Genomic DNA, 26,185 nt, shown 5'->3' on the forward strand with positions numbered 1-26,185 from the left:
TTGATTTGAAGCTACCCGCGGCAGTCCTTAGCGCCGACGGGGCGAATGAATGGAGAACCGCCGCATGGGCGACTACGCCAAGGCGCTAGGGGCCAAGCTCCGCGCCATCCGCCAGCAGCAGGGGCTGTCGCTGCACGGCGTCGAGCAGAAGTCCGGCGGCCGCTGGAAGGCCGTCGTGGTCGGCTCGTACGAGCGGGGCGACCGCGCCGTCACCGTCCAGAAGCTGGCCGAGCTCGCCGACTTCTACGGCGTGCCGGTGGTCGAACTGCTGCCCGAGGGCCGCGTCCCGTCCGGCGCCGAACCGGCCACCAAGATCGTGATCAACCTGGAGCGGCTGCAGCAGCTGCCCGCGGAGAAGGTCGGGCCGCTGGCCCGCTACGCCGCGACCATCCAGAGCCAGCGCGGCGACTACAACGGCAAGGTGCTGTCGATCCGCACCGAGGACCTGCGCTCCCTGGCGATCATCTACGACATGACCCCCGGCGAGCTGACCGAGCAGCTGATCGACTGGGGCGTGCTGCCCCCCGAGGCGCGCCCGTCCAAGGAGGACTAGGTCGCACCCGCGCCCGACACCCGACCGCGCAGACGGGGATGCTGCCCGGTCGGGTGTTTTTCATGCCCGGAGTCCGGGCAGGCAGAACCTGGAGCGCGCGTCAGAGGGTGGCGCGCAGGCGGTCGGCCATGCCGCCGATGCGGCCGAGCACCCCGTTGACGAAGCGCGGGGAGTCGTCGGTGGACAGCGACTTGGCGATCTGCACCGCCTCGTCGATGGCGACCGCGTCGGGCACGTCGGTGGCCCAGAGCAGCTCGTAGAGGCCCAGCCGCAGCACCGCGAGGTCCACCGCGGGCATCCTGGCCAGCGACCAGCCCTCGGAGTGCTCGGTGAGCAGTTCGTCGATGCGGGCGCGGTGGGTGGTGACGCCCTCGACGAGGGTCACCGTGTAGTCGTTCACCGGGGGGACGTCGGGCGAGCCGACCCGGTCGGCCAGCAGGCTGACCGGGTCCTCGCCGCGCACGGCGGCCTCGAAGAGCAGGTCCACCGCCCGCTTGCGTGCTTTGCTGCGGGCGCCCACGTCAGCTGTTGACTCGGCCGAGGTAGCGACCGTCGCGGGTGTCGACCTTGACCTTCTCGCCGGTGGTGACGAACAGCGGCACCTGGATCTCGGCGCCGGTCTCCAGCCGCGCGGGCTTGGTGCCGCCGGTGGAGCGGTCGCCCTGCAGGCCGGGGTCGGTGTGCTCGATGACCAGCTCGACCGAGGTCGGCAGCTCGATGAACAGCGGGACGCCCTCGTGCGAGGAGACCACGGCGGTGCCGTTCTCCAGCAGGAACCTGGCCTGCTCGGCGACGGTCTCCGCGGAGACCGGGATCTGCTCGAAGGTGTCGCCGTCCATGAAGTAGTACTCGGCGCCGTCGTTGTAGAGGTAGGTCATCTCGCGGCGGTCCACGGTGGCGGTCTCGACCTTGACGCCCGCGTTGAACGTCTTGTCCACGACCTTGCCGGTGAGCACGTGCTTGAGCTTGGTCCGCACGAACGCAGGCCCCTTGCCGGGCTTGACGTGCTGGAACTCCACCACGGTCCACAACTGGCCCTCGATCTTGAGCACCAGGCCGTTCTTCAGGTCGTTCGTCGAGGCCACTGGATGGATCTCCTGTTGTCCGCGCGTGGCCGTCCGAGAGGTCTAGACGACCATGAGTTGCTTGGTGGTCTGCGTGAGGAGCTCGGGATGGGTGTCCCGCACGACGAGCGTGTCCTCGATGCGGACGCCGCCGAGCCCGGACAGGTACACGCCCGGCTCGACGGTGACCGCCATTCCGGCCGAAAGTGTACCTTCGCCGGTTTTGGCCAGGCTCGGTGCCTCGTGGATCTGCAGGCCGACCCCGTGCCCGAGGCCGTGCAGGAACTGCTCGCCCCGGCCTGCCGCCTCGATGACCTGGCGCGCGGCGGCGTCGACCGCGGCCACCGCGACCCCGGGGGCCAGCGCGGCGGTCCCGGCGGCCTGCGCGGCGGCGACCAGGTCGTAGATCTCCTGCTGCCAGTCCGAGGGGGCGCCCAGGACCAGGGTGCGGGTCATGTCGGAGTGGTAGCCGTGCAGCAGGGCGCCGAAGTCGAGCTTGACGAAGTCGCCCATGCGCAGGACGGCGTCGGTGGGCCGGTGGTGCGGGATGGCCGAGTTGGCGCCGGTGGCGACGATGGTGTCGAACGCGGGGGCGGCGGCGCCGTGGTCGCGCATCCGGTCGTCGAGCTCCCTGGCGACGTCACGCTCGGTGCGGCCGGGGCGCAGACCGCCCTCGGCGATGAGGTCGGCCAGCGCGGTGTCGGCGATGGCGCAGGCCTGGCGCAGCGCCTCCACCTCGGTGTCGTCCTTCACCAGCCGCAACGCCTCGACCAGCTGGGGGGCGCGGACCAGCCGCACGCCCTCGGCGGCCCTGGTGAGCGCGTCGAGGCCGTCGACGGTGACGTGCTGACTCTCGAAGCCGACCGCGGCCAGCCGGTCGGCAGCCGCGCGCGCCGCCAGCGCACGGGCACTGGCGCGGTCGATGACCCGCTCCAGCCCGGCGACCTGCTCGGCGGACTGTTCCTGGTAGCGCCCGTCGGTGCAGAAGACCGTGCGGTCATCGCCGTCGACGTGGACGAGGAGGGCTCCGTTGGAGCCGGTGAACCCGGTGAGGTAGCGCAGGTTGCGCAGGTCACCGATGAGTAGGGCGTCAAGGCCTCGGTCGCGCAGGGTGCTGCGCAACGCGGCGCGACGCCGCTCGTGCGGGTCGGACATGACCTTGAGCTTAGAGCGCCCCGGCCTACCCTTGGGTAATGCGAACCTGGCTGACCCGAGGCGCGGTCCTCGCCGTCGTGCACGCGGCGGTCGCCGTGACCATCGCGGCCCTCAAGGCGGCGGACCCCACGGGGTGGACGACCGCGCAGGCACTGGCGCTGGGCTCGCTGGTCGCGGCAGCCGCGGTCTGGGCGGCGGTGGACGGGTGGCGGGGTCTGCCGGACCGGGGTCGGACGTGGGTACTGGCGGCATTGGTGGCCGGCTGGGGCTCGGCTGTGCTGACGGTGGTGGGCCGGGGTGCGTTCGTCGACCAGACGGGGGTCAGCGCCCTCGGGTCGGCACTGACGGGCGGGGCGGCCTTCACCGCCCTGCTGGTCCTCGTCCCCGCCGGAGTCGGACTCGTCGTGGGCCCCCGACTCGACCGCCGCACGGACCCGCCCGCGGACGAGACCCGCCCAAGCCGCGTCGTGCCGTCACCGAAGCCCAGGCGAACGTCAGGCTGACCGGGTGGCGTTGTCGGCGATCCAGCGCAGGGCCAGCAGGTAACCGTCGACACCCAGGCCGACGATGACGCCGGAGGCCAGGGCCGAGATGTGGCTGTGCTGGCGGAAGTCCTCGCGCTTGTGCACGTTCGAGATGTGGACCTCGACCAGCGGGGCGGTCAGCTGGGCCACGGCGTCGCGGATGGCGATGGAGTAGTGGGTCCAGGCGGCGGCGTTGAGGATGACCGGGTGGCCCGCGTCGGCGGCCTCGTGCAGCCAGGCGATCATCTCGCCCTCGGTGTCGGTCTGGCGGACCTCGACGTCGAGGCCGAGGTCGGTGCCGGTGGCGCGGCAGCGGTCGGCGAGCTGGGCGTGCGTGGTGCTGCCGTAGACATCGGGTTCGCGCAGGCCGAGCCTGCCCAGGTTGGGGCCGTTGAGGACCAGGACCTTCACAGCAGCACCCCCGTGCTCCGGCCGCTGTCGGCGGCGACGGCGGAGTAGGCGGCGGCCAGCAGGGCCGGGTCGGGGCCCTCCAGCCGCGCGGGCTTGGCCAGGCCGTCGAGGACGACGAAGCGCAGCACCCCGGACTTGGTCTTCTTGTCGCTGAGCATGCCCTCGATGAGCTGCGGCAGCGCGTCGGCGTCGTAGCTGACCGGCAGGCCGACCGAGGCGAGGATCGCGCGGTGCCGGTCGGCGGTGGCGTCGTCGAGGCGACCGGCGAGGCGGGCCAGCTCGGCGACGAACACCAGGCCGACGCTGACCGCGGCGCCGTGGCGCCACCGGTACCGCTCGCGGCGCTCGATGGCGTGGGCGAGGGTGTGGCCGTAGTTGAGCACCTCGCGCAGGCTCGCCTCGCGCAGGTCGGACGCGACGATGTCGGCCTTGACCTGGATCTTGCGGCGGACCAGCTCGGGCAGCACGGGTCCGGTCGGGTCGAGCGCGGCGGCCGGGTCGGCCTCGATCAGGTCGAGGATCACCGGGTCGGCGATGAAACCGCCCTTGATGACCTCGGCCATGCCCGCCACCAGCTCGTGGCGCGGCAGGGTGGTGAGGGTGGCCAGGTCGACCAGCACGGCGGAGGGCTCGTGGATGGCGCCGACGAGGTTCTTGCCCGCGTCGGTGTTGATGCCGGTCTTGCCGCCGACCGCGGCGTCGACCATGCCGAGCAGGGTGGTGGGCACGTTGACCAGGCGGATGCCGCGCATCCAGGTCGCGGCGACGAACCCGGCCAGGTCGGTGACCGCGCCGCCGCCGATGGCCACGATCGCGCCCTGGCGGTCCATGCCCATCCGGCCGAGGACCTCCCAGCAGAACGCGGCGACCGAGAGGGCCTTGCCGTCCTCGGCGTCGGGGATCTCGACGGTGTGCGCGTCGATCCCGGCCGCGGTCAACTCGTCGCGGGTCGCGGTGGCCGTCGCGGCCAGGGTGGCGGTGTGGACGACGGCGACCTTGGAGGCGCCGCGCACCGCCTCGACCAGGTCACCGAGCAGTCCCGTGCCGATGACCACGTCGTAGGGCGCGCTGGTGGCCACCCTGATCCGCCACGGCTGCTCGCCGACACCGGTACTCACCGAAATCCTCCGCTGGTGCTCAGTCTTGTGCTGCCCCGGCCAGGTTCGCGACCAGGCCGTCGATGATCTGCTCCGGCTCCGCGTGGTCGGTGGCCACCTCGATGGTGGCGACCTCGCGGTAGATCGGGAGGCGCTGGTCGAGCAACTCCTTGAACCTCGCCCGCGGGTTCACCCCGGCCAGCAGCGGCCGCGCGGTGGACAACCCGGTGCGCCGCACGCCCTCGGCCATGCCCACGTTGAGGAACACCACGGTGTGCCCGGCCAGCAGGGCGCGGGTGCTCTCGGCCAGGACCGCGCCACCGCCGAGGGCGAGGACGCCGTCGTGCTCGACCAGCGCGGTCGCCACGGCCGCCGTCTCGGCGGCGCGGAACACGGCCTCACCGTCCTGGGTGAAGATGTCGGCGATCGACTTGCCCGCGGTGGCCTCGACATCGGCGTCGGTGTCGCGGAAGGCGACTCCGAGCGCGGCGGCCAGGCCCTCGCCGATGGTCGTCTTGCCCGCGCCGGGCGGACCGACGACGACCGCGACCGGGCTCACCAGCGACCGCGCAGCGCCTCGAGGTACCCCTCGACGTTGCGCTTGGTCTCGCCGAGCGAGTCGCCGCCGAACTTCTCCAGCGCGGCCTCGGCCAGCACCAGGGCCACCACGGACTCCAGCACGACGCCCGCCCTGGGCACCGCGCAGACGTCGGAGCGCTGGTGGATGGCGACGGCGGGCTCGCCGGTCACGACGTCCACTGTGGACAGCGCGCGGGGCACGGTGGAGATGGGCTTCATGGCGACCCTGGCGCGCAGCGGCTCGCCGTTGGTGATGCCGCCCTCCAGCCCGCCCGCGCGGTTGCTGCGCCGGGTGACACCGGCGACCGTCCCCTCTGCACGGTCGATCTCGTCGTGCGCCTCGCTGCCCCAGCGCTGGGCGGTGGTGAAGCCGTCGCCGATCTCGACGCCCTTCATCGCCTGCACGCCCATCAGCGCGCCCGCGAGCCGCGCGTCGAGCCTGCGGTCCCAGTGCACGTGCGACCCGAGGCCAGGCGGCAGGCCGTAGGCGATGACCTCGATGACGCCGCCGACCGTGTCGCCCGCCTTCTTGACGGCCTCCACCTCGGCGACCATCGCGTCGGTCCCGGCCTGGCTGAACGCGCGCACCGGGCTCTCGTCGACCGCGTCGAGGTCGCCGGGGCCGGGCGCGGGGCCGTCGGGGGCCACCGCCTTGCCGATGGAGACGACGTGGCTGACCACCTCGACACCGAGCAGCTGGCGCAGGAACGCGCGCGCCACGGTGCCCAGGGCGGTGCGACCGGCGGTCTCGCGGGCGCTGGCGCGCTCCAGGACCGGGCGGGCCTCGTCGAAGTCGTACTTCTGCATGCCGGGCAGGTCGGCGTGACCGGGCCGGGGGCGGGTCAGCGGCTCGTTGCGGCCGAGGGCCGCGAGCTCGGCGGGGTCCACCGGGTCGGCGGACATGACCTGCTCCCACTTGGGCCACTCGGCGTTGTCGATCTTCACCGCGATCGGGCCGCCCTGGGTCAGGCCGTGCCGGACCCCGCCGAGGAACTCGACGTCGTCGGTCTCGAAGCCCATCCGCGGGCTCCGCCCGAACCCCAACCTGCGGCGGGCCAGCTGCCCGTTGAGGTCGGCCGTGGTGACCTCGACACCGGCCACCATGCCTTCCAGCACGGCGACCAACGCGGGCCCGTGTGACTCTCCAGCGGTTATCCAACGCAGCACGTCCGAGATCCTGTCATGACTGCCCCACTCCCCCGCGTCCGGCCAATCGCCCAATGGGGGCGTGAGTCCCGCCACTCGCCCCGACCTGGGTGTCCGCTGATCGGAACAGCTTGTCCGGGAGCGGCCGCCGAAAGGGATTGGCGCATTCCCCGAGATTTCCCGGGACCGTGACTGTGGGCGGCGAGATCAATTCGGTCCGACCGCCGGTAACACGGAGGAATGTCGACACGACGACCCGGGCATGACCGCGTCCGAGGGCGACCGCCCCCACCCAGTCACACCGCGGGAGGGGTTCGTCCTCGACTCGACCCAGGTGGCGCGACTGCCCGGTGACGCTCCGACAGCGGCTGTGGCTTGGGTCGACGCAACGCCCTTAGCCGATACGGCGCCCCAAGACCTACCTTCCGAGGTCTTACCCCTCACTCCGCTGGTCCACGAGGCGCGTCCCCGCCGGTCTGGGCAGGGGCTCGTCGCGGCCGTGTTCGTCGCGCTGTGCGCCACCCTCGGCGGCGGCCTCGCCTGGGTGGCGTCCGCGAACGAGCCGCCCCCGGCCCCCACCACGTTCGACCTCCGCGGCACCTTCACCCTCTACGACGACGACTTCGACGCCCACGCCCAGGGCTGCGCGGGCAACGGCGGCTACACCGACATCGCCACGGGCACCCCGGTGACGATCTACGACGGCGACGAGGTGCTCGCCGCGGGTGTCCTGGGCAAGGGGCACGAGGGCGACGGCGAGTGCGAGTTCGCGTTCACCGTGCGGGGCGTGCCGATCGGCGTGCGCACCATGGGTGTCGAGGTGTCGCACCGGGGCAAGATCACGTTCTCCGAGCAGGACGCCCGCGCGGGCAACGTCCACCTGGAACTCGGCAACTCCTGAGTGGCACCTGACACGCCGATGTCCGGTAACGACCCGATCCCGGGCCGCGAATCCCCAGCGTGACCACGCTCGCCCACCGCACCGCGCCGTTCGCCGACGTCAACCCCCGGCTGCTCGCGGCCCTGATCGGCGACCCCGAACTCCAGGCCCGGCGGTCGGCGAGGCAGGCGACCTCGGGCACACCCAACCGCAAGCGGCGGTTCCTCGTGGGCGCCTGCCTCGCGATCGCGGCGGTCGTCGCGGGGATCATCGCGTGGGTGTCCACCGTGGACGATTCCGGGCCGCAAGAACTGCACGCGACGCTTTCGCTCTATAGCTACGAGTTCGCCGAGGGGGACCAGGGCTGTGCGGGCAAGGGCCCGCGCTATGCGGACATCGTGGCCGGTGCGCCGGTCATGGCCACGGTGTCCTACCGGGACTCGGTCAAGCGCACCTACACCGGCACGTTGGGGCGCGGGAAGCGGGTCGGCGACGTGACGTGCGACTTCGACATCACGATCCCGGGCGTCGACCGGCGAGCGGTGGCCGTCGTGTTCCGGGTGGCGGATCGGGAACCGGTCCACTTCTCCGGGTACTACGCGGAGAAGGGCGGAGCCGGGCTGGAACTCGACACCGGCGTGTACGGGCCGGACGACGAGGTCGTGGCGAAGCCGGACTACCTCGGGCAGTAGCCGATCACACCACGCTGGGTTCGGTGAAGTCGTCCGCCAGGGCGGTGGGCAGGACGAGCCTGGTGGTGTGGGCGGGGCGAAAGGTCTCGGTGCCCATCACGACGGCGGTGACGTCGGGGGCGGCTATGCCCGCGCGGGTCTGGAGCAGGTCGTCGTCCTCGCCGATGGCGACTTGCTGCTCGAAGAACCAGGTGACGCCGTGTGCGGGGACCACCGGGTCGACGAGACTTCCGCCGGTGGCGGCCGCGGGCCACCACCGGTCGTCCAGGCGGGTGAAGGCGTCCAGGTCGCACAGGACGCCGCGGCCGGTCCAGCGGGCGATCGCGACGACGGCCATGTCCTGACCACGCCAGATCCCCACGCCACGCCAGCCGGCGTCGTGCTCGGTGGGCCAGGCTGAAGTGGGGTCCGCGTCGCAGTCCAGGACCGCGCGGGCGACGTTCTCGTCGGCGCTCATGCTTCCTCGTCAGTACTCATGCTTCGCGGCCTATCACGCTGAGTCATCCCCCGTGGTGCGGCGTCCCGTGGCGCGTGGTCCGCCGGGGCCGTGGAGACTGAGGGCGGGTGCGGGACACCACGGCCCGGCTTGACACCCGGGGGACAATAAAAAATTAGCGCGTTCTCCGGGAAATGAAGGAGAACACGCTGGATCTGCACTCAGCTTAAGCACTGTGAGGGGCCTGTGTCAACTCAGGGGTATGAAGAGGAATTGCGGTCCGAACGGGGCTACGTCGCCGAGCTCTACACCCGACTCGACGCCGAGCGGGCCCGGGTGCGGCGGGAGTACACGTCGGCGCTGCGCGGCACCGGTGGCACGCACATGGAGCGCGACGACCAGGTGCGGGCCTCGGCCAGGGAGATGCGGCGGCTCGACGTCGCCGACACCGGGTTGTGCTTCGGCCGGTTGGACACGCTGTCGGGTGAGAGCTCGTACATCGGCCGGATCGGGTTGTTCGACGAGGAGAACGACTACGAACCGGTGCTGCTGGACTGGCGGGCACCCGCGTCGCGCGCGTTCTACGTGGCGACGGCCGCGTTCCCGGAGAACATGCGGCGGCGGCGCCAGTTCCACTCGCGCGGCCGGGTGGTGGTCGACTTCACCGACGAGGTGCTCGGACGCCCCGAAGGCGACGCGCGGGGTGACGCGGCGCTGCTCGCGGCGGTCAACGCGCCGCGCGGGCCCGGGATGCGCGACATCGTGGCGACCATCCAGGCCGAGCAGGACGAGATCATCCGGCTCGACCACCCCGGCGTGCTGGTGATCGAGGGCGGCCCCGGCACCGGCAAGACGGTGGTGGCGCTGCACCGGGTCGCGTACCTGCTCTACACGCAGCGGGAGCGGATGGAGCGCCACGGCGTGCTCGTGGTCGGCCCGAACCCGGCGTTCCTCAACCACATCAGCCGCGTCCTGCCCTCGCTCGGCGAGTCGGACGTGGTGTTCATGACCACCGGCGACCTGGTGCCCGGCCTGCGGGTCACCGCGGAGGACCCGCCGGAGGTGGCGCGGCTCAAGGGCTCGCTGAAGATCCTCGACGTGCTCGCCGCCGCGGTCGCCGACCGCCAGCAGCTGCCCGCGGACCCGGTGCCGATCGAGCTGGGCGGGGTCGCGCTGCGGATCGACGCCGAGACCGCCGAGTGGGCCAGGGACGAGGCGCGCGCCAGCGGGCGCCCGCACAACGAGGCCCGCGCGGTGTTCGCCGAGATCATCACGTACGTGCTCACCGAGCGGGCGATCGGCCGGATCAGCAAGGGCTGGTTGAACCGGTCGGACCGCGAGGGCTGGGAGCAGACGCGCGCGGAGCTGCTCAAGGACCTCGCCGACGACGACAAGTTCACCGCCACCCTCGACGACCTGTGGCCGACGTTGACGCCGGAGAGCCTGTTGGGCTCGTTGTTCTCCTCTCCCGACCGCCTGCGCGCGGCAGGCGGCGATCCGGTGTTGGCCCGCGCCGATGGTGACGCGTGGACGGTGTCGGACGTGCCGCTGCTGGACGAGCTGGTGGACCTGCTCGGCCGCGACCAGGCGATCGACCAGGCCGCGGAACGCGAGCGCAAGGCCCAGGCCCAGTACGCGGCGGCCGTCCTGGACAGCATGCACGGCCGCGCGGACTCGATGGACGACGAGGACCACCTGTACGCCACGGACTTGCTCTACGCCGAGGACCTGGCGGAGCGCTTCGAGGAGCGCGACACCCGCGAACTCGCCGAACGCGCCGCCGCCGACCGCGACTGGACCTACCGGCACGTGGTGGTCGACGAGGCCCAGGAGCTGTCCGAGATGGACTGGCGGGTGCTGATGCGCCGCTGCCCGGGCCGGTCGTTCACCGTGGTCGGCGACCTGGCGCAGCGCCGGACCGAGGCCGGTGCCCGGTCGTGGGGCACGATGCTGGACCCGTACGTGCCGGACCGGTGGAAGTACCGGTCGCTGACGGTCAACTACCGCACCCCGGCCGAGATCATGACCGTGGCCGCCGCCGTCCTCGCCGACTTCGCGCCCACCGTCCAACCCCCGGAATCGGTCCGCGCCTGCGGCGTGGTCCCGTGGTCGCGCCAGGTGACCCCGGACGGCCTGACCGCCGCCATCGACGACTTCATCCGCGACGAGTCCACCCGCGAGGGCACCAGCATCGTCATCGGCCCCCCTGGCATCCCCGGCGTGGTCCCCGCCTCGGAAACCAAGGGCCTCGAGTTCGACGCCGTCCTCGTCGTGGAACCCGACCACATCCTGTCCGACGGCCCCCGCGGCGCGGCCGAGCTCTACGTAGCCCTAACCCGCGCCACCCAACGCCTCGGTGTCCTCCACCAAGGCCCACTCCCCCAATCCCTCGCTGGTCTAGTCGAACTCCACCCTTCTGGTCACAACACCTGACCTAGCCCTCCTCTCTCTCGCGGCAGGTCTGGTCCCACTCCGGGACTGGGCCTGCCGCTCCCGTCTCGCGCTAGCAGTCGACGAGTTCAGCTGGCGGATAAGGGGAAGAGGGCGAAGGTGGCGGCTAGCAGACCGGGGGCGAAGGGGATCCTGGCATGCCAGGCGGGGTGTCGAAGGAGGTGCAGGAACAGGGTTACGGCCGAGGCAAGTAGCGGGGCCAGGATCAGCGACAGGGGGCCGCCAGGGCCCAGGTACAGGCCGAGGATGGGGGCTAGTTTGACGTCGCCCATGCCTAGGGCGCTGGGGTTGAGCGATGTGACGAGGGCGAAGAAAGCGGTCGCGAGGATGGCGCCGGTGAGAGCGTCTTGGAGTAGGGGGTTGGGGGTGGATAGGGCCGCGGGGACAAACAGGGCTACAGCCAGCGGGAAGGCGGGCAGGGTCAAGCGGTTGGGTAGGCGTTGGTGGAGTAGATCTACGACGGCCAGAGGTACGGATAGCGTTGCCAGGAAAGCGATCGCGGGGAGCCACCACCCAGGGATGATGCCTGCGGACCAAGTAGCGGCAAGGACGGACCAGAGGGCAGCGGTAGCCAGTTCGAACCAGCGGGCGGGGACCGCGTACTCGGGCACCAGCAGGCGAACCGCGGCGCCGATGGCATAGCCCGCGATCGCGGCCACTGTGGACAGAGCGATCCCGTGGAACAGCGCGGGAAGTGGCAGACACAGCGCAGTGGCGGCGAGCAGGGCGGCCAGCGCGGGAAGGCGTGTCGGCGGCGAGGCCGAAGGCGTGAGGTGGAATGAGAACAGTGACTGGGTTGGCATGAGGAACTCCCTTCGCTTTCCAAGGTAGCGAGGGTGGAGTTCGGGCCGCAGTCACTCAATACGGTGGGGATAGGTTGGTTGACGGAATTGACGGGGATGTGCTGTGGCGTTCTGAGCAGCCCCCGTTTTCCCAGTCTTCCGGATGGGGACGGGTGGAGGGAATAGGTAATGCGGGGGGTGTGGATGAGTTGGGGCGTTGTGGATTGTCAGATGGGGAGGGGATGGACGCCGCCGGTGGCCGCTGAGAGGGCTTGGCGCATGGGGGGGCGGGGGGCGGGGTGGCCGGTGAAGTGGGTTACCTGGCCGAAGGCCTGGTGCAGGAGCATGTCCAGGCCGGTGATGACGGTTCCGCCGGCGGTGGTGACCGCGGTGGACAAGGGGGTTGGCCAGGGGTGGTAGATGACGTCCAGGAGGTGGCGTACTGGGGCCAGGGTGGGGGCTAGGGGCTCGGTGGCGGCGGGGGGGACCGTGTTGACCAGGACTGCGGCTGAGGCTGCCAGGGCGGCGAAGTCTGTGGTGGACCAGAGGGAGACTTCCAGGGGCAAACCCAGGCGGGCGGCGCAGTTGGTTGCTTCGGTGGCGCGGGAGAGGTCGCGGACCACCACTACCGCAGAAGTGATGCCTAGGTCTACAAAGGCCGCTAGTGCCGCGCAAGCCGTTCCGCCCGCACCCAGTACTACGCCTAGGGAACCGCCAGCGAAGCCAGCAGAGCGGAGGGCGCCGGTAACGCCATCGACGTCCGTGCAGTCAGCTAGCCAGCCGCCGTCAGTGCGAACAAGGGTGTTCGCGGCGCCTACGGCCACAGCGCGCGGAGTAGCTGTTGTGGCGTAAGACAACGCGGCGCGCTTGCCGGGCATCGTGACCGATAGGCCTACCCAGTCGTCGTCCAAAGAGGACACCAGACCGGGCAAGCGCTCTGCGTCGCATTCGATGCGCGTGTAGGTCCACGGTAGGCCTAGGGCCTCGAACGCGGCTCCGTGCAGGACTGGTGACAAGGAGTGCGCGACAGGCGAGCCGAGGACGGCTGCCCGTCTGATGTCAGTAGGCCTCATTGCGCTGGGCCAGCGCGATGTTCGCGTTGTGCTCGTCAAGCGTGTTCGCGAAGCACGACGTGCCGTCCTTCTGGCAGCGGACGAAGAAGATCCAGGTGCCGTCGGCGGGCTTGGCCGCGGCCTCTATGGCCTCACGGCTCACGGCGGCGATAGGAGTCGGGGGGAGGCCGGTGTTGGCGTAGGTGTTGTACGGGCCGGACTTGGCGCGGTCCTCGGGCCTGGTGCGGATCGCGGGGCGGTCGAGGACGTAGTTGACCGTGGAGTCATATTCGAGCTTCATGGTCTTCGCCAGGCGGTTGTACGTCACGCGCGAGACCTTGGAGAAGTCGCCCGCGATGGCCTCGCGCTGGACCAGGGAGCCCATGACCAGCAACTGGTACGGGGTGAACCCGGTGGTGTCGGCCAGCGCGGGCATGCCGACGCTCTGCAGCAGCGCGGAGGAGTCGGCGATGAGCTTCTTCCACAGCTCCTCGGCGGTCGACCCCGGCCGGACCTCGTAGACGTCCGGCATGATCAGGCCCTCTAGCTTGCGCTTGGGCTCTGGCGACTTCGACGCGTCCGGCACGGCCCACTCAGGGACACCGAGCGTGGCTAGATCGGCCGTTTCCACTACCTTGCGCAACTCTTCGACCGGGACGCAGGTGCTCTTACCGTTGAGCTCGGCGCATGAAGCCTTCGACAACAGTGAGTACACGCCCGGTGTCACGTTGGCGCCGCTGGTCACGTCGTCGAACTGGGTACCGGCCTTGATCTGCAGGTTCCCCACCCGCGAGGCGGGATTGACGATCTTGGCGACCGCGTCCGCGCCGGACACCTTGGTGCGCATGACGTAATAGCCCGGCTGGATCGAGCGGATCTTCGACTCCGACTCCGCGGCCTCGGTGAAGGCGCGCGAGCTGGCGACGACGCCGTCCTCCTTGAGCCGGTTGGCGATGATGCCCGTGCTGTCGCCGCTCTTGACCTCCACGACGACGTCAGCCTCACCCGCGCCGGTGAAGTCGTCGTACCCGCCGATGCCGGACAGCGTGCGGATGCCGTACCAGACACCGCCGCCGATGAGCGCCAGGACGATCAGGCCGAACACCGCGAGCTTGACGCGCCTGCGGTCGCGGCGCGGTTTGCGTCTGGCGGTGTCGTCCGCCTCGTCCTCAAAGAAGCCGAGTTCGTCGGTCATGATTCCGCCTCCGCAGATCGTGCGAGCGCCGCCGAGCGGGCGTCGAGCCACGACTGCAGGATCTCCACCGCGGCGGCCTGGTCGACCACCGCCCGCTGTCGCTTGCCCTTGACGCCGCGGTCGCTGAGCATCCTGGTGGCGGCGACGGTGGTCAACCGTTCGTCGGCGAGGCGGACCGGGACCGGGGCGATCCTCGCCGCCAGGGCGAGCGCGTACGCGTGCGCGCTCTCGGCGGCCACGCCGTGCCGCGCGGCGAGCGTCCTTGGCAACCCGACCACCACTTCGACCACCTCGTGCTCGGCGACGAGCTCGGTGAGCCGGTCGAGGTCACTGCCCGACCGCTCGTCGCGGGACAGCGTAACGAGCGGAGAGGCCAGAACGGGAGTCGGATCGCTCACGGCGACGCCGACGCGGACGGAGCCGACGTCCACGGCGAGCCTGCGGCCACGCCCCGGATCGTCGGCTCCCGGCCGGTCAGGTCTGGGGTTCACGACCCGCCCAACGCCCTGCGCAGGGCGTTCACCGCCTCGTCGACACCGTTCGCGTTGGTGCCGCCACCCTGCGCCATGTCGGGCTTGCCGCCACCGCGCGCCTCGATGGCGGCGGAGAACGACGGCACGAGCTTGCCCGCGGCGATCCCGGCGTCACGCGCGGTAGAGGTCGTGGCGACGACGAAGCTCACCTTGTCCCCGTCGACGGAGAACAGGGCGACGACGCCGGGACGCGTGCCGAGCCGGTTGCGCACCTCGGTCGCCAGCGTGCGCAGGTCGTTGCCGCTAACGCCATTGGGGGCCTTCAACGCGACAAGAGCGGTCCCGTTGATGTCCTCGGCCTTACCGGCGAGATCGCCCGCGGAGGACAAGAGCCGGCCGGCGCGGAGCTTCTCCAGCTCCTTCTCGGCGTTGCGAAGGCGGTCGATCAGGGCCTCCACACGACCGGGCACCTCGGCGTCGGGCACCTTGAGCATCGCGGCCAGGTTCTGGACAAGAGCCCGTTCCTTGGCCAGGAAGCGCATGGCGTCCATGCCGACGTAGGCCTCCAGGCGGCGGCTACCGGAGCCGACCGAGGACTCGCCGAGCAAGGTGATCGGGCCGATCTGGGACGAGTGCTCGACGTGGGTGCCACCGCACAGCTCGCGCGACCACGGGCCACCGATCTCGATGACGCGCACGGTCTCGTCGTAGGTCTCGCCGAAGAGGGCGACGGCACCGAGGTCCTGCGCGCCGCCCATGTCCGTGTAGACCACGCGAACGGGCAGGTCCTTGCGCACGGCGAGGTTGGAGACCTCTTCGATCTCGCTGCGCGTCTCGGGCGACAGGGCGTTGCCCCAGGCGAAGTCGAGGCGCAGGTAGCCCGGCTTGTTGTAAGAGCCGCTCTGCAGCGCTGTCGGGCCTAGGACCTCACGCAGGGCCGCGTGCACGACGTGCGTGCCCGAGTGCCCCTGGCGCGCGCCGATGCGCCACTCGGGGTCGACAAGAGCCTCGACGTTCTGGCCCTCGACGATCTCGCCGCTGCGCACACGCACCTGGTGGACCCAGAGCTTGCGCGCGACCTTCTGGACGTCGAGGACCTCCAGTTCGACGCCGGGGGCGGTGATGGTGCCCGCGTCGCTCTCCTGGCCACCGGACTCGGCGTACAGGGGGGTGCGGTCGAGCACTACCTCGACGATCTCACCCTCGGACGCACTACGAACCCGGACGCCCTCGCGGACCAAGCCGCGCACGGTGGCCTCGGCGGTCAGGCTCTCGTAACCGAGGAACTCGGTCGGCCCCTGCGCCAAGAGGTCGCGGTAGACGGTCTGGTCGCCGTGGCCGGTCTTGCGGGACGCGGCGTCGGCCTTGGCGCGGGCGCGCTGCTCGGCCATCAGCTCCCGGAAGCCCGTCTCGTCGACGGTGAGGCCCTTCTCGGCGGCCATCTCCAGGGTGAGATCGATCGGGAAGCCGTAGGTGTCGTGCAGCTGGAAGGCCTTGTCGCCGGGCAGCTGCGCGCGGCCGTCCGCCTTGACCTGCTCGGCGGCGAGGTCGAAGATCTTCGACCCGCTGACGAGGGTGGCGAGGAAGGCCTCCTCTTCCTTGCGCATCACGGACTCAATGCGCGGGAAGTCCTTGGCCAGCTCGGGGTAAGAGGGCGACATGGTGTCGCGCACGACGGCCGCGAACTCACCCAGGACAGGCTCGTTCACGCCGAGCAGCCGGACAGACCTGACGATGCGGCGCAGCAGGCGGCGCAAGACGTAGCCGCGGGCCTCGTTGCCGGGGGTGACGCCATCGCCGATGAGCATCATGCCGCTGCGCGCGTGGTCGGCGATGACGCGGAAGCGAACGTCGTCGACAGCGTTACCGGAGCCGTAGCGGCGGCCCGACATCTCCTCGGCCTTGCTGATGACCGGGCGCACCAGGTCGGTCTCGTACACGTTCTCGACGCCCTGGAGCAGGGTCGCGACGCGCTCGATGCCCATGCCGGTGTCGATGTTCTTGGTCGGCAGCGACCCGATCGGCTTGTGGCCCTGCTTGGGGCTCAGCTCGCCGCGCTCGTCCTGCATGAAGACGAGGTTCCAGATCTCGAGGTAGCGGTCCTCGTCGGCGACCGGCCCACCGTCGCGGCCGTGCTCGGGGCCGCGGTCGTAGTAGATCTCCGAGCAGGGGCCGCCGGGACCGGGCACGCCCATGTCCCAGTAGTTGTCGAGGCCGTCGCGGCGCTGGATGCGCTCCTCGGGCAGTCCGGCGATCTTGCGCCAGAACTCCAGGGCCTCGTCGTCGTCGTTGTAGACAGTCGCCCACAGACGGTCCGGGTCGAACCCGTAGCCGCCGTCGCCGACGCTCTTGGTGATCAGCTCCCACGCGAACTCGATGGCCCCGGCCTTGAAGTAGTCGCCGAAGGAGAAGTTGCCCGCCATCTGGAAGAACGTGTTGTGCCGGGTGGTCTTGCCGACCTCGTCGATGTCGCCGGTGCGCACGCACTTCTGCACGCTGGTGGCGCGCGGCCACGGCGCGGGGGCCTGGCCGAGGAAGTACGGCTTGAACTGGACCATGCCCGCGTTGACGAACAGCAGGTTGGGGTCCTCGAGGATCAGCGACGCGCTCGGCACCTGGGTGTGGCCGTTGCGCTTGAAGTGGTCCAGGAATCGACTGTGGATCTCGTGGGTCTGCACTGGAGTGGTCCTCTAGCTGTCAGGGGTTCGGCGGTCGGTGCGCGGCGAACGGCCTCAGAGTCAGCCGTTCGCCCTACGCGCTCGCGCGCCGGGGGTGACGCCAGAGCGGCGCTCGACGGCGTCGGCCAGCTCATCTTCGCGCTCGACCATGCCCGCGCGCACGTCGGCGCCGAACGCGCCGATAGCGCTAGCGAGCTCGTGCATGGCGTCGCCGAGGTTGCCCGCGATGCCCGCGGGGGTGACCGCGTGCGCGGTCTGCTTCACCTTGCGGTTGAGAGCGACACCGGCGGCGATACCGACGCCGAGCCAGAAGACGCGGCGGATCATGACCTGGCTCCCCTGCGCCCGGAGCGGCGGCGGCCGGAACGGGAGTGCTTGCCCTCGATCTCGCCCTTGGCCTTGCGGCGCGCGCGGATGGCCTTGCTGACGCCGTAGGACAGCGCGGCGGCCTTGACCAGCGGACCGCCGAGCGTGGCGGTGAACACCGAGGTCAGCGCCGAGACGTTGCCGGTGACGGCCTGCGCGTTGGCGGTGATGCCGTCGACCCGCTCGAGCTGGGCGTTGACGTGGTTGAGCGTGGTGTTGGCGCCGGTGAACAGCGGGTCGCTGTTCTGGTGCGCCTTGCGGATGGCGATGGTGGCCTCGTCGAGCGTGCGGCCGAGCTTGGCCAGCACGATGCCCAGCAGCACAACCAGCAGCACGAACGCGCCTGCGGCCACCAGCGCGGCGATCTGCCCTGCTGTCACGAGCCCTCCTCATATGGCCTGACCCCGGAATTCGATCGTCAGGCTACCGTGCCGGTCGCCCCGGCATTGTGTGCGGTCGAGGCGGTGTCGGGCGACCCGTTTACTCGCCGCGGATGACCCGCCGCAGCTTGGGCACGCGGTCCGCGAGGTGCCGTTCCGCGCCGCGCTGCGTGGGCTCGTAGTAGTCGCGGCCGCGCAGGTCGTCCGGTGGGTACTGCTGGGTGAGTACCCCTTCCGGAACGTCGTGGGGGTACCGGTAGCCGGTGGCATTACCGAGCTTCTTGGCGCCCGCGTAGTGACCGTCGCGCAGGTGGGGCGGGACCTGTCCGGTAGCGCCAGAGCGGACGTCGGCGAGCGCGGAGTCGAAGGCGACCATCACGGCGTTGGACTTGGGCGCGGTGGCCAGGTGGATGGTGGCCTGGGCGAGCGCGAGCCGGGCCTCGGGCATGCCGATCAGCTGGACGGCCTGCGAGGCGGCCACGCACACCTGGAGCGCGGTGGGGTCGGCCATGCCGACGTCCTCGCTGGCGTGCACGACCAGGCGGCGGGCGATGAACCGGGGGTCCTCCCCTGCCTCGACCATGCGGGCGAGGTAGTGCAGGGCGGAGTCGACGTCGGAACCGCGGATGGACTTGATGAACGCGGAGGTGACGTCGTAGTGCTGGTCGCCCTGTCGGTCGTAACGCACGGCGGCTTTGTCCACGGTGGCCTCAACCGTGGCGAGGTCGATAGCGCCATCGTTGGCCGCTAGCGCTGAGTCAGCGGCCGCTTCGAGGGCGGTAAGAGCCCTGCGCGCATCACCACCGGCTAGACGGACGATGTGGGCCTCTGCGTCGTCGTCAAGGGTGACGGTGGCGTTGAGGCCACGCTCGTCGGCGACCGCGCGGCGGACGAGCTGCTGGACGTCCGTGTCGGCAAGAGGCTGGAGTTGGAGCACGAGCGAGCGGGACAGGAGGGGCGACACCACGGAGAAGAACGGGTTCTCGGTGGTAGCAGCGACAAGCAGGACGATCCGGTCCTCGACGGCACCGAGCAAGGCGTCCTGCTGGGTGCGGGAGAACCGGTGGACCTCGTCGATGAACAGAACGGTGGACTCACCGGAGTGCGTCAGCCTCTTACGCGCCTCATCGATGACGGCCCGGACTTCCTTGACTCCTGCGGACAGCGCTGACAACGCCACGAAGCGCCGCCCGATGGCGGAGGAGACAAGAGTGGCCAGGGTTGTCTTACCGGTGCCAGGTGGGCCATAGAGAAGGATCGACGCGGGCGCCGCACCCTCGACGAGGCGGCGCAACGGGGCGCCGGGACCGAGGAGATGGTCCTGGCCCAAGACCTCGTCGAGAGTGGCGGGCCGCATCCTGACCGCCAGAGGCGTGTTCGCCCGCGCTTTCCGGACAGCGTCAGCGGAGGCGGGGGCGCCGAAGAGGTCGAACTCCTGTTCCACAGGAGTCGACGCTACCTGGTGTGGCGGTCGTCCTTGGTGGTGGTGAGGAAGGCGACCCAGGTGGTGAGGTGGAGGGAGAGGGCGCCTGCGGTGCGGTTCTTGGTGTCGCGGACGCCGATGGCGGTGGGGGCCAGGCGGACCTCGACGCAGTTCTCGTTGGCGGCGCCACTGCGGCTGCTCTTGAACCAACCGGTGTCCATGGGGATCTCCTAGGCGGTCTTGAGGCTGGTGACCAATGCGGTCCAGGTTGCCGGGGTGACGTTGAGGGCACCAGCAGCGCGGTGCTTCGTGTCCCGAACGCACACGGCGGTGTCGGTCAGCCGCACTTCGACGCAGTTCTCGTTGACGGCACCGCTGCGACTGCTCTTGAACCAACCGGTGTCCCGAACGCGGGCAACCATGGCCTACTCCTTCGCGATCTGCTGGATCAGACGGCGGGACTCTTCGCGGCTCAAAGCCAACTCCCACAGTCGATAGAATGCTCGAAGCATAGCCGTGGTCTCCGACTCGCCATCGTAATAAGTTGACGGGCCGAGAACGGGTGATGAGTAGCCGATCGGTGCCCCACGTTCACCGAAGGCGAAGATGGTCAAGCCGAAGCCCCTCAACGGGTTGCCGTAGGCATCGGTGCGAAGCACCCGGATGTTGAGGTCGCGCTGCTTGTCGAGCAACGCAAGCATGTGGTCCAACTGCTGGCGCATGACCTCGGGGGCGCCCATGTTGGCGCGCAACGCGTCCTCGGTTACGACAAACCGCATGATTCGACGATCCGTCTCATCGAGCATCCGCATCTGGCGATCCACCCGGAAGGACCACCTGTCGCCGCGCTCGACGTCGTCGACCTCGTGCCAGGGACCTTCGGCCTCAGCGAAAAGTGCCTGGATGTACCCCTCGGACTGCAGAAGACCGGGGATGATGCCGGTCTCGAAACAGTTGATCTCGGAGGCGCTGGCTTCGAGGTCGGCGAAGCGGCGGTAGGCGTCCGGCAGATTGTCTACGTGGACGCGGCGTTTCTGGCGGCGGCGGGCTTGGGCGCCTAGTTCGAGGACGGTGGTGCGTTCGTCGCCGGTGACGGCGTAGCAGTCCAGGAGGGTTCGGAGGTCTTCCTCGCTGGCGGTGGCGGTTCCGTCCTCCAGCTGCACGATGCGGGAGCGGACCTTGCCCACCGCCTCGGCGCCTGCCTGTTGTGTCATGCCGGAGCGTTCCCGCAAGCGGCGGAGGACCAGGCCCAGTTGCCTGCGTTCGAATGTAGGCCGCGCGTGGCCCATGGCCGACCCCTTCGGTTCACCCGATCGTGCGTCTTGTCAGTTGCCCGACTGTCGCCCTAACGTTCAGCACGACAGTCGGGCTTAAGTCTCGATCACCGTAGAGCAGAAGGTGGCACCCCATGGCACTTTTCACCCAACCGGGCGTCTCTGTCGAGGCCTGGGTCGACCTCGCGCACGACGTCCCGATCAAGCTGGAGGCGGTCGAGGGGAACCAGGCGACCCTGCAGTTCGGGCAGTCCGGCGAGTACACGATGACCATGAGCCAGGCGAACCTGACCCAGTTCGTCGAGCTGGCGACCCGGGCGCTGACCGAGATGGCGGCGAGCTGAGGCGGAAACTATCAGCCACCGCCGGATGGGGTGAGGGGAACCCGGGTGGACTCATCCGGCGCGGGCGATGCCCCCGGCCCGAGCGCGGTGTGGGCTTGGGCGCAAGGAGGTCGGCATGTGTCGATGGATCGCGTACTCCGGCTCGCCCGTGCGGCTGGAAGACCTGCTCTACAAACCCGAGAACTCCCTCATCGTCCAGAGCAAACGGGCCCAACTCGGCGTCGAGACCACCAACGGCGACGGCTTCGGCGTCGGCTGGTACGGCGACCGGGCGACCCCAGGGGTGTACCGCGACACCCAACCCGCCTGGCAGGACGACAACCTGCGCGAGGTGACCGCCCAGGTCACCTCCCGCAGGGTCTTCGCCCACGTCCGCGCCACCACCGGCACGGCGGTACAGCGGACCAACTGCCACCCGTTCCGCCACGGCAGGCTGCTCTGGATGCACAACGGGGCGATCGCGGGCTTCCCGCTGATCAAGCGTGACCTGGTCCTCGCCGTCGACCCCGAGCTCTACCCGGGCATCGAGGGGTCGACTGACTCCGAGGTGCTGTTCTACCTCGCGCTGACCATGGGCCTGGAGCACGACCCACCGGCGGCCATCGCCCAGGCGGTCGGCTTCGTCGAGCAGGTGGGCCAACGCCACGGCATCGCCTACCCGGTGCAACTCGCGGTCGCGACCACCGACGGCGACACCACCTGGGCGTTCCGCTACTCCAGCGAGGGACGCTCCCGCTCGCTGTTCCACAGCGCCGACATCTCGACGCTGCGCGCGCAGTACCCGGACAACCCGGAGCTGCACGAACTGTCCGACGACGCGCGACTGGTGGTGTCCGAACCGCTGGGCAGCCTGCGGGGCGCGTGGCGGGAAGTGCCCGAGTCGACGTACCTGACCACGCACGACGACGTCGAGGAGACCCACCCGTTCGCCCCGGTGGCGCGCTGATCACCCAGCGCGTTCTCCCGAACCAGCGCGCTCTCCCGGACCCAGCAGGTCGCGCAGGGCGGCGGCGACCGCGGCCGGTTCCAGCGGGGTGGCGTTGCTCAGGACGTCGAGCAGCACGCCGTCGAGGAACACGGCCGCGGCGCGGGAGCGGTCCGGCGGGTACCGGAGGGTCAGCACGTCGACGAGCGCGGTGCGCCAGCAGTCGGCGAGGGGGCGCAGCTCGGGGCGGTGCGTGGCGGCGAGGTACAGCTCGGCCTCGACCACCGCGCGCTCGCTGCCGTGGTACGACAGGGACAGCGCGACCAGCGCGGCGACCGGATCGTCGGCGGCCTTGATCTCGGCCGCCAGCTCGGCCAGGTCGGCGGTCCAGGCCTGGGTGACCTGCTCCAGAGCGGCCGTGGTCAGGTCGTCGAGGGTGGCGAAGTAGTAGGTGGTCGAGCCGACCGGGACACCCGCGCGCGCGGCGACGGCGCGGTGGGTCAGGCCCGCGACGCCGAGGGTCGGGATGAGCGCGCAGGCGGCGTCGATGATCTCCTGGCGCCTGGCCCCGGGGTCGCGGCGGCGGTTCAGTGCGCACCGCCGAGGTTGAGGGTGACGACACCCGCGACCACCAGGACCACGCCGATGACCTTGACCGGGGTGAGCGCCTCGTCGAGGAACACGGCGCCGACGATGACGATCACCGTGGTACCGAGTGCGGACCAGATGGCGTAACCGACGCCGATCTCCATCCCGTGCTGCAGGGCCTTGGCCAGCATGAAGAACGCGACCGCGTACCCGGCGAGCACGGTCACCGTCGGCCAGAGCTGGGTGAAGCCCTGCGTCGACTTCATCAGGCTGGTCGCGACCACCTCGAACGTGATCGCGAGGCCCAGGTAGACCCACGCGAGCATGGCCACTCCCCTGTGTTGGACATCCGTACATGTACGACTGTACAGATGTCCGGGCCTGCTAGGAGCGGGTGCGACCGGAGGCGAAGCCGAGCCAGGTGTGCCGGTTGCCCCACCAGCACCACCCGACCTTGGGGGCGTCCTTGTGGCCCCTGCCGTCGCGGCCGATGCCGTTGCTGATCCAGATCGCGGGGGTGCGGGTGTCGAACTTGCCGTCCGCCTTGCGCAACCGCGACGAGATGGTCATGAAGCACCGCGTGCGCTCTAGAGCCTCCGGCTGGTGCAAGAGCCACTGCACGCCCTCCCCCACCGTGAGAGGCGTGCGACCGGCGCCGGTGATCTCGGGCAGGGCGTCCTCGGGGGTCCAGTTGGCCATGTCGTCACCGCGGTCGATGTCGGTGACCAGGTAGACGGGCTTGTCCGGGAGTTCCACCGTTGGGGTGAAGTCGTCGAGATCGGGCATGTCCAGCACGACGAACCCGGGCTTCTCCTTGTGCCGCAGCAGGGGCGCCAACGCGGAGGTCTTGAGCCGATCGGGGTGCACGACGACCAGGGCGTTGTCGACATCGGGGAGGTCGAGGTCGTTCGCGGAAAGCCCGGCCAACTCCGGGATGCCCAACTCGTGGAGGCGCAAGATCTGCTTGTCGAGAGGCGGGAGAGACACAGGCACGCGCAAGCCTCCAGGGTGTGACAGAGCGAGTCCACCTACAACGTGAAATCCGGGCCACGAGTTCCCCCGTCACCCTAATGGGTCAACATCGACCGCCGGTTCACGTCCACAGTGGACCAGCGGCGCTCAGCCGGGGGTGTCGTCGACGAACCCGCGGATCTCCGGCGGCACCCCGCGGACGAACCGGGCGTCGGTGAAGTCGGTGAACGGGGAGGAAGGTCGCAGCGGGTCCGGCCCACCCGCACGCAACTCGGCTTCGCGGAAGGTGGGGAGCCTGGTGAACGTGGCGGCCTTGAACCGGGCCGACCGGCGGAAAACGGTGTTGTCGAAGGAGACCTCGTCGAACGCGGTTCGGACGAAGGTGCCGTCGCCGGACCAGGTGGCCTGCTCGAACAGGACGAAACCCTCGAAGACGGCGTCCTCGAACCCGGCACTGACACCGAACGAGGCGGAGCCGAAGAAGGTGAGGCGCTTGAAGGTGGCGCTGGCGAACCAGGCCGTCCCCTTGAAGGCGACCTGGTAGAAGCTGCACGTGCCGGTGAAGGTGGCACGGTCGAAGCGGACGGCGCCCGCGAACACCGCACCCGCGAAGGTCACGTCGCGGGTGAAGGTGGCCCCGGCGAACGTGGCCGCGCGGACGGCGCAGTGGTCCAGGGAGAAGTCGACGAGGACGGCGCCCGCGAGGTCGAGGTCGATATCCGGCCAGAACGTGGGCGAGGGACGCCTGGACGCCGGGTCGCGCTGGAGGTGGCGGTGCAGGATGCGGCTGGCGGTGTTGCGGACCTCGTGCTCCTCCCGCTTGCCCTGGTCGGTGCTCGAAAGCCCGGTCGACCGGTTCTTGCGGAGTCCGCCGACGCGGGGCGCGGGCCTGTTCGTCGGGGGGATCCACGGGCCGCGCAGGTAGGCGCAGATGAGGTTGACGACCGTCTGGCGGTGGGCGGGGTTGTCCTGGGCGATGCGCTCCAGGGCGTACAGCGCGCCGTGGCGGACGGGGGGCTTGTCGGAGCCGAGCTGGTCGATGGCCTTGACGTAGAGGTCGGTGAGGCGCCGCTCGGTCGCGTCGTGCTCGGTGGCCCACTGGCGGCGCAGGGCCAGGACCAGGGTGGTGAGCGCGCCGGTGCCCGCGCCGATGGTGAGCGCGGTGCGGATCATCTCCAGCCTGGCCGCCGACGTGCTGATGTCCAGCACCCGGCTGAGGACCAGGACCGCGGCGGCGGTGACCAGCACGACCGGGGTCACCACGGCGAGCACCGCTCGACCCGTCCGGCCGGTCTGCCGTCCAGTCTTGTTCACCGGAGAAGCATCTCGAACGCGGGCGATCGTGTCAGGCATACGACGGCGCCCGTCGTCCCCATGAGGTCGACGGGCGCCGTCACGAGCTAGGCCTGGGCGGAGTCCTTGATGAAGCGGGCCAGTCGGGTCATGCCATCGCGGATCGTGGCCGGGTCCAGGGCGCTGCAGGAGAGGCGGAGCTGGTGGTCCCCGGCGGTGTCGTGGTGGAAGTAGCTCATGGGGGTCCAGAGGACGCCGTAGTCGCTCGCGGCGCGGTGCAGTGCCGCGTCGTCGGCGGGGAAGGGGACCTTGACCACCAGGAAGAAGCCGCCCTCGGGGGCGTTCCAGGAGATGCCGAGGGACTCGCGGACGTCGGCGGGGAAGTGGTGTTCCAGTTCGTCGAGGACGGTCTGGAGGTTGGTGCGGTAGAAGTCGATGGCCTGGGCGTTGGCGTCGCGCAGCTTGCAGTCCGCGAGGACCAGCATGCCGCCGATCGCCGCCTGGCTCAGGGCCGCGGTGTTGACCGTGGTCATGCTCTTGATCTTGGAGAGGCTGTCGGCGAGCAGGCCCACCGTGCCGTCGGCAGCGGCGACGGGCTGGTCCGCCAGCACGTAGCCGACGCGGGCGCCGGGGAAACCGGTCTTGGCGAAGGAGCCCAGGTAGATGACGCGCTTGGCGCGGTCGAGGGCCTTGAGAGTCGGGCGCGGGTTGCCCTCGCGGAGGAAAAAGCCGTACGGGTTGTCCTCTAGCAGTAAGAGGTCTTCCTGCTCGGCGACGCGCAGCAGCTCCTCGCGGGCCTCGACCGGCATGCTCGAACCGGACGGGTTGGCGAAGTCTGGCACCAGGTACATCGCACGCGGCCTCTTACCCTGCGCACGCACCTCAGCCGCCGCAGCGGCAACCGCGGCAGGGTCAACGCCATGCGGGCCCTCGGGCACCGGGTGGATCGCGATGTCCAGCACGGTGGCGGTACCGGTGATGCCGACGTAGCAAGGGGAACTGACCAGCAGCACGTCGTCCGGACCGGCGAAGAGGGCACGCAGGGTGAGCAGCATGCCCTCCTGGCAACCGACCGTCACCACGACCGACTGCGGGGAGACCTCGATCCCCTCGTCGTTCGAGACGGTGCGGGCGATGAGGTCGTGGATGTGCCCGTTGGTGCGGCCGTACTGGAAGATGTTCGTCCGGACCTGCGCCGGGGTGAACCCGCGGTCGCGCTCCAGGTAGTCGGTGTACGCCTTGAGGTAGTCGAACACCTGGCTGGTCTCGAAGAACCCCTCGTAGGGCCGCCCGGGGGCGAACGAGATGGCGTCCGGGAACCGGCCGACCACCTCGTTGAGGAAGTTCATCGACTCCATGCCCGGGTCGGTGACGCTGCCGTGGAGGTCGGCCGCCCGCAGCAGCACCCCCGACATGGTCTCTACTGACACGCCTGCACCCCTCGCTGTCGGG

The 26,185-nt window shown here is 70.3% G+C and carries 31 protein-coding genes; 7 read left to right on the plus strand and 24 right to left on the minus strand.

What is annotated here, in order from left to right:
* Window positions 1-64: 64 nt before the first annotated feature.
* Entirely contained in the window at window positions 65-553 is a 489-nt protein-coding gene (bldD, locus tag BMY07_RS08675; RefSeq protein ID WP_018686187.1) for a transcriptional regulator BldD, read from the plus strand.
* A 100-nt stretch (window positions 554-653) separates the two neighbouring features.
* Here bldD and nusB read toward each other — a convergent pair whose 3' ends face one another.
* Genes nusB through BMY07_RS08690 form a run of 3 tightly spaced genes read right to left on the minus strand, consistent with a single transcriptional unit; the run spans window position 654 to window position 2,772 of the window.
* On the minus strand, window positions 654-1,073 hold the full coding sequence (gene nusB / locus BMY07_RS08680) for a transcription antitermination factor NusB (RefSeq protein WP_092776292.1): 420 nt from the start codon (window positions 1,071-1,073) through the stop codon (window positions 654-656).
* Between the two features lies 1 nt (window position 1,074).
* The gene (efp, locus tag BMY07_RS08685; RefSeq protein ID WP_092776295.1) at window positions 1,075-1,638 is read right to left on the minus strand and encodes an elongation factor P; all 564 of its coding nucleotides are present in this window, start codon (window positions 1,636-1,638) and stop codon (window positions 1,075-1,077) included.
* A 42-nt stretch (window positions 1,639-1,680) separates the two neighbouring features.
* Window positions 1,681-2,772, minus strand: a complete 1,092-nt coding sequence (locus BMY07_RS08690; RefSeq protein ID WP_092776298.1) for a M24 family metallopeptidase — start codon at window positions 2,770-2,772, stop codon at window positions 1,681-1,683.
* Window positions 2,773-2,810: 38 nt separating this feature from the next.
* Between BMY07_RS08690 and BMY07_RS08695 the strand changes: the two genes are divergently transcribed.
* Window positions 2,811-3,275, plus strand: coding sequence for a B-4DMT family transporter (locus BMY07_RS08695; protein ID WP_092776301.1), 465 nt, complete (start codon window positions 2,811-2,813; stop codon window positions 3,273-3,275).
* Here BMY07_RS08695 and aroQ read toward each other — a convergent pair.
* Genes aroQ through aroC form a run of 4 tightly spaced genes read right to left on the minus strand, consistent with a single transcriptional unit; the run spans window position 3,267 to window position 6,550 of the window.
* Window positions 3,267-3,707: a type II 3-dehydroquinate dehydratase gene (gene aroQ, locus BMY07_RS08700; protein ID WP_092776304.1), complete on the minus strand. Its 441-nt coding sequence runs from the start codon at window positions 3,705-3,707 to the stop codon at window positions 3,267-3,269. The genes BMY07_RS08695 and aroQ overlap by 9 nt on opposite strands.
* Window positions 3,704-4,825: a 3-dehydroquinate synthase gene (aroB, locus tag BMY07_RS08705; protein WP_092776307.1), complete on the minus strand. Its 1,122-nt coding sequence runs from the start codon at window positions 4,823-4,825 to the stop codon at window positions 3,704-3,706. Before aroB ends, aroQ begins: the two co-directional genes overlap by 4 nt.
* 19 nt (window positions 4,826-4,844) lie before the next feature.
* A complete protein-coding gene (locus BMY07_RS08710; protein WP_092776309.1) occupies window positions 4,845-5,363 on the minus strand; it encodes a shikimate kinase in 519 nt (172 codons plus the stop codon).
* Window positions 5,360-6,550 carry a chorismate synthase gene (gene aroC, locus BMY07_RS08715; protein ID WP_092776312.1) on the minus strand — a complete coding sequence of 397 codons (1,191 nt, stop codon included), beginning with the start codon at window positions 6,548-6,550 and terminating at the stop codon, window positions 5,360-5,362. Before aroC ends, BMY07_RS08710 begins: the two co-directional genes overlap by 4 nt.
* Before the next feature lie 241 nt (window positions 6,551-6,791).
* Between aroC and BMY07_RS34235 the strand changes: the two genes are divergently transcribed.
* Together BMY07_RS34235 and BMY07_RS08725 are read left to right on the plus strand one after the other, a co-directional pair.
* On the plus strand, window positions 6,792-7,430 hold the full coding sequence (locus tag BMY07_RS34235) for a hypothetical protein (RefSeq protein ID WP_177215500.1): 639 nt from the start codon (window positions 6,792-6,794) through the stop codon (window positions 7,428-7,430).
* Between the two features lie 59 nt (window positions 7,431-7,489).
* Window positions 7,490-8,101 (plus strand): hypothetical protein, encoded by a 612-nt coding sequence (locus tag BMY07_RS08725; protein WP_092776315.1) that lies wholly within the window; start codon window positions 7,490-7,492, stop codon window positions 8,099-8,101.
* 4 nt (window positions 8,102-8,105) lie between these two features.
* On the opposite strand, the gene BMY07_RS08730 is transcribed toward BMY07_RS08725, so the two are convergent.
* A complete protein-coding gene (locus BMY07_RS08730; RefSeq protein ID WP_092776318.1) occupies window positions 8,106-8,558 on the minus strand; it encodes a hypothetical protein in 453 nt (150 codons plus the stop codon).
* Window positions 8,559-8,783: 225 nt separating this feature from the next.
* Here BMY07_RS08730 and helR point away from each other — a divergent pair, with 225 nt between their 5' ends.
* Entirely contained in the window at window positions 8,784-10,970 is a 2,187-nt protein-coding gene (gene helR, locus BMY07_RS08735) for an RNA polymerase recycling motor ATPase HelR (protein ID WP_177215501.1), read from the plus strand.
* An 86-nt stretch (window positions 10,971-11,056) separates the two neighbouring features.
* Here the strand turns inward: helR and BMY07_RS08740 are convergent, their stop codons facing one another.
* The 11 genes from BMY07_RS08740 to BMY07_RS08790 form a co-directional block, all read right to left on the minus strand.
* Window positions 11,057-11,791 (minus strand): prepilin peptidase, encoded by a 735-nt coding sequence (locus tag BMY07_RS08740; protein ID WP_092776324.1) that lies wholly within the window; start codon window positions 11,789-11,791, stop codon window positions 11,057-11,059.
* A gap of 206 nt (window positions 11,792-11,997) precedes the next feature.
* Window positions 11,998-12,843 carry a shikimate dehydrogenase gene (locus BMY07_RS08745; protein ID WP_092776326.1) on the minus strand — a complete coding sequence of 282 codons (846 nt, stop codon included), beginning with the start codon at window positions 12,841-12,843 and terminating at the stop codon, window positions 11,998-12,000.
* Window positions 12,830-14,017: an endolytic transglycosylase MltG gene (gene mltG / locus BMY07_RS08750; RefSeq protein WP_092776329.1), complete on the minus strand. Its 1,188-nt coding sequence runs from the start codon at window positions 14,015-14,017 to the stop codon at window positions 12,830-12,832. Before mltG ends, BMY07_RS08745 begins: the two co-directional genes overlap by 14 nt.
* Entirely contained in the window at window positions 14,014-14,508 is a 495-nt protein-coding gene (gene ruvX, locus BMY07_RS08755) for a Holliday junction resolvase RuvX (protein WP_092776332.1), read from the minus strand. Before ruvX ends, mltG begins: the two co-directional genes overlap by 4 nt.
* Entirely contained in the window at window positions 14,505-17,168 is a 2,664-nt protein-coding gene (gene alaS, locus BMY07_RS08760; protein ID WP_092776335.1) for an alanine--tRNA ligase, read from the minus strand. Before alaS ends, ruvX begins: the two co-directional genes overlap by 4 nt.
* Before the next feature lie 60 nt (window positions 17,169-17,228).
* Window positions 17,229-17,495, minus strand: coding sequence for a hypothetical protein (locus BMY07_RS08765; protein ID WP_425426250.1), 267 nt, complete (start codon window positions 17,493-17,495; stop codon window positions 17,229-17,231).
* Entirely contained in the window at window positions 17,492-17,914 is a 423-nt protein-coding gene (locus tag BMY07_RS08770; protein WP_092776338.1) for a DUF948 domain-containing protein, read from the minus strand. Before BMY07_RS08770 ends, BMY07_RS08765 begins: the two co-directional genes overlap by 4 nt.
* A 100-nt stretch (window positions 17,915-18,014) precedes the next feature.
* Window positions 18,015-19,358, minus strand: a complete 1,344-nt coding sequence (locus tag BMY07_RS08775) for a replication-associated recombination protein A (protein WP_092776341.1) — start codon at window positions 19,356-19,358, stop codon at window positions 18,015-18,017.
* 11 nt (window positions 19,359-19,369) lie between these two features.
* Window positions 19,370-19,558: a DUF397 domain-containing protein gene (locus BMY07_RS08780; RefSeq protein ID WP_092776344.1), complete on the minus strand. Its 189-nt coding sequence runs from the start codon at window positions 19,556-19,558 to the stop codon at window positions 19,370-19,372.
* A 9-nt stretch (window positions 19,559-19,567) separates the two neighbouring features.
* Window positions 19,568-19,759 carry a DUF397 domain-containing protein gene (locus tag BMY07_RS08785; protein ID WP_092776347.1) on the minus strand — a complete coding sequence of 64 codons (192 nt, stop codon included), beginning with the start codon at window positions 19,757-19,759 and terminating at the stop codon, window positions 19,568-19,570.
* Window positions 19,760-19,762: 3 nt separating this feature from the next.
* The gene (locus BMY07_RS08790) at window positions 19,763-20,626 is read right to left on the minus strand and encodes a helix-turn-helix domain-containing protein (RefSeq protein WP_092776350.1); all 864 of its coding nucleotides are present in this window, start codon (window positions 20,624-20,626) and stop codon (window positions 19,763-19,765) included.
* Window positions 20,627-20,745: 119 nt separating this feature from the next.
* On the opposite strand from BMY07_RS08790, the gene BMY07_RS08795 reads away from it, so the two are divergent.
* A complete protein-coding gene (locus BMY07_RS08795) occupies window positions 20,746-20,955 on the plus strand; it encodes a hypothetical protein (RefSeq protein ID WP_092776353.1) in 210 nt (69 codons plus the stop codon).
* A gap of 115 nt (window positions 20,956-21,070) precedes the next feature.
* Entirely contained in the window at window positions 21,071-21,901 is an 831-nt protein-coding gene (locus BMY07_RS08800) for a class II glutamine amidotransferase (protein WP_092776356.1), read from the plus strand.
* Here BMY07_RS08800 and BMY07_RS36045 read toward each other — a convergent pair whose 3' ends face one another.
* From BMY07_RS36045 to BMY07_RS08825, 5 genes are all read right to left on the minus strand, one after another.
* Window positions 21,902-22,471, minus strand: a complete 570-nt coding sequence (locus BMY07_RS36045; protein ID WP_092777252.1) for a TetR family transcriptional regulator — start codon at window positions 22,469-22,471, stop codon at window positions 21,902-21,904.
* Window positions 22,468-22,794 carry a DMT family transporter gene (locus BMY07_RS08810; protein WP_092776358.1) on the minus strand — a complete coding sequence of 109 codons (327 nt, stop codon included), beginning with the start codon at window positions 22,792-22,794 and terminating at the stop codon, window positions 22,468-22,470. The genes BMY07_RS36045 and BMY07_RS08810 overlap by 4 nt, the downstream gene beginning before the upstream one ends.
* 58 nt (window positions 22,795-22,852) lie before the next feature.
* Entirely contained in the window at window positions 22,853-23,461 is a 609-nt protein-coding gene (locus BMY07_RS08815; protein WP_092776361.1) for a DUF5701 family protein, read from the minus strand.
* Between the two features lie 126 nt (window positions 23,462-23,587).
* A complete protein-coding gene (locus tag BMY07_RS08820) occupies window positions 23,588-24,754 on the minus strand; it encodes a pentapeptide repeat-containing protein (protein ID WP_218150634.1) in 1,167 nt (388 codons plus the stop codon).
* Window positions 24,755-24,840: 86 nt separating this feature from the next.
* A complete protein-coding gene (locus tag BMY07_RS08825) occupies window positions 24,841-26,163 on the minus strand; it encodes an aminotransferase-like domain-containing protein (RefSeq protein ID WP_342741529.1) in 1,323 nt (440 codons plus the stop codon).
* Window positions 26,164-26,185 lie beyond the last annotated feature (22 nt).

Source organism: Actinokineospora terrae, from assembly GCF_900111175.1.
Lineage (GTDB): Bacteria > Actinomycetota > Actinomycetes > Mycobacteriales > Pseudonocardiaceae > Actinokineospora > Actinokineospora terrae.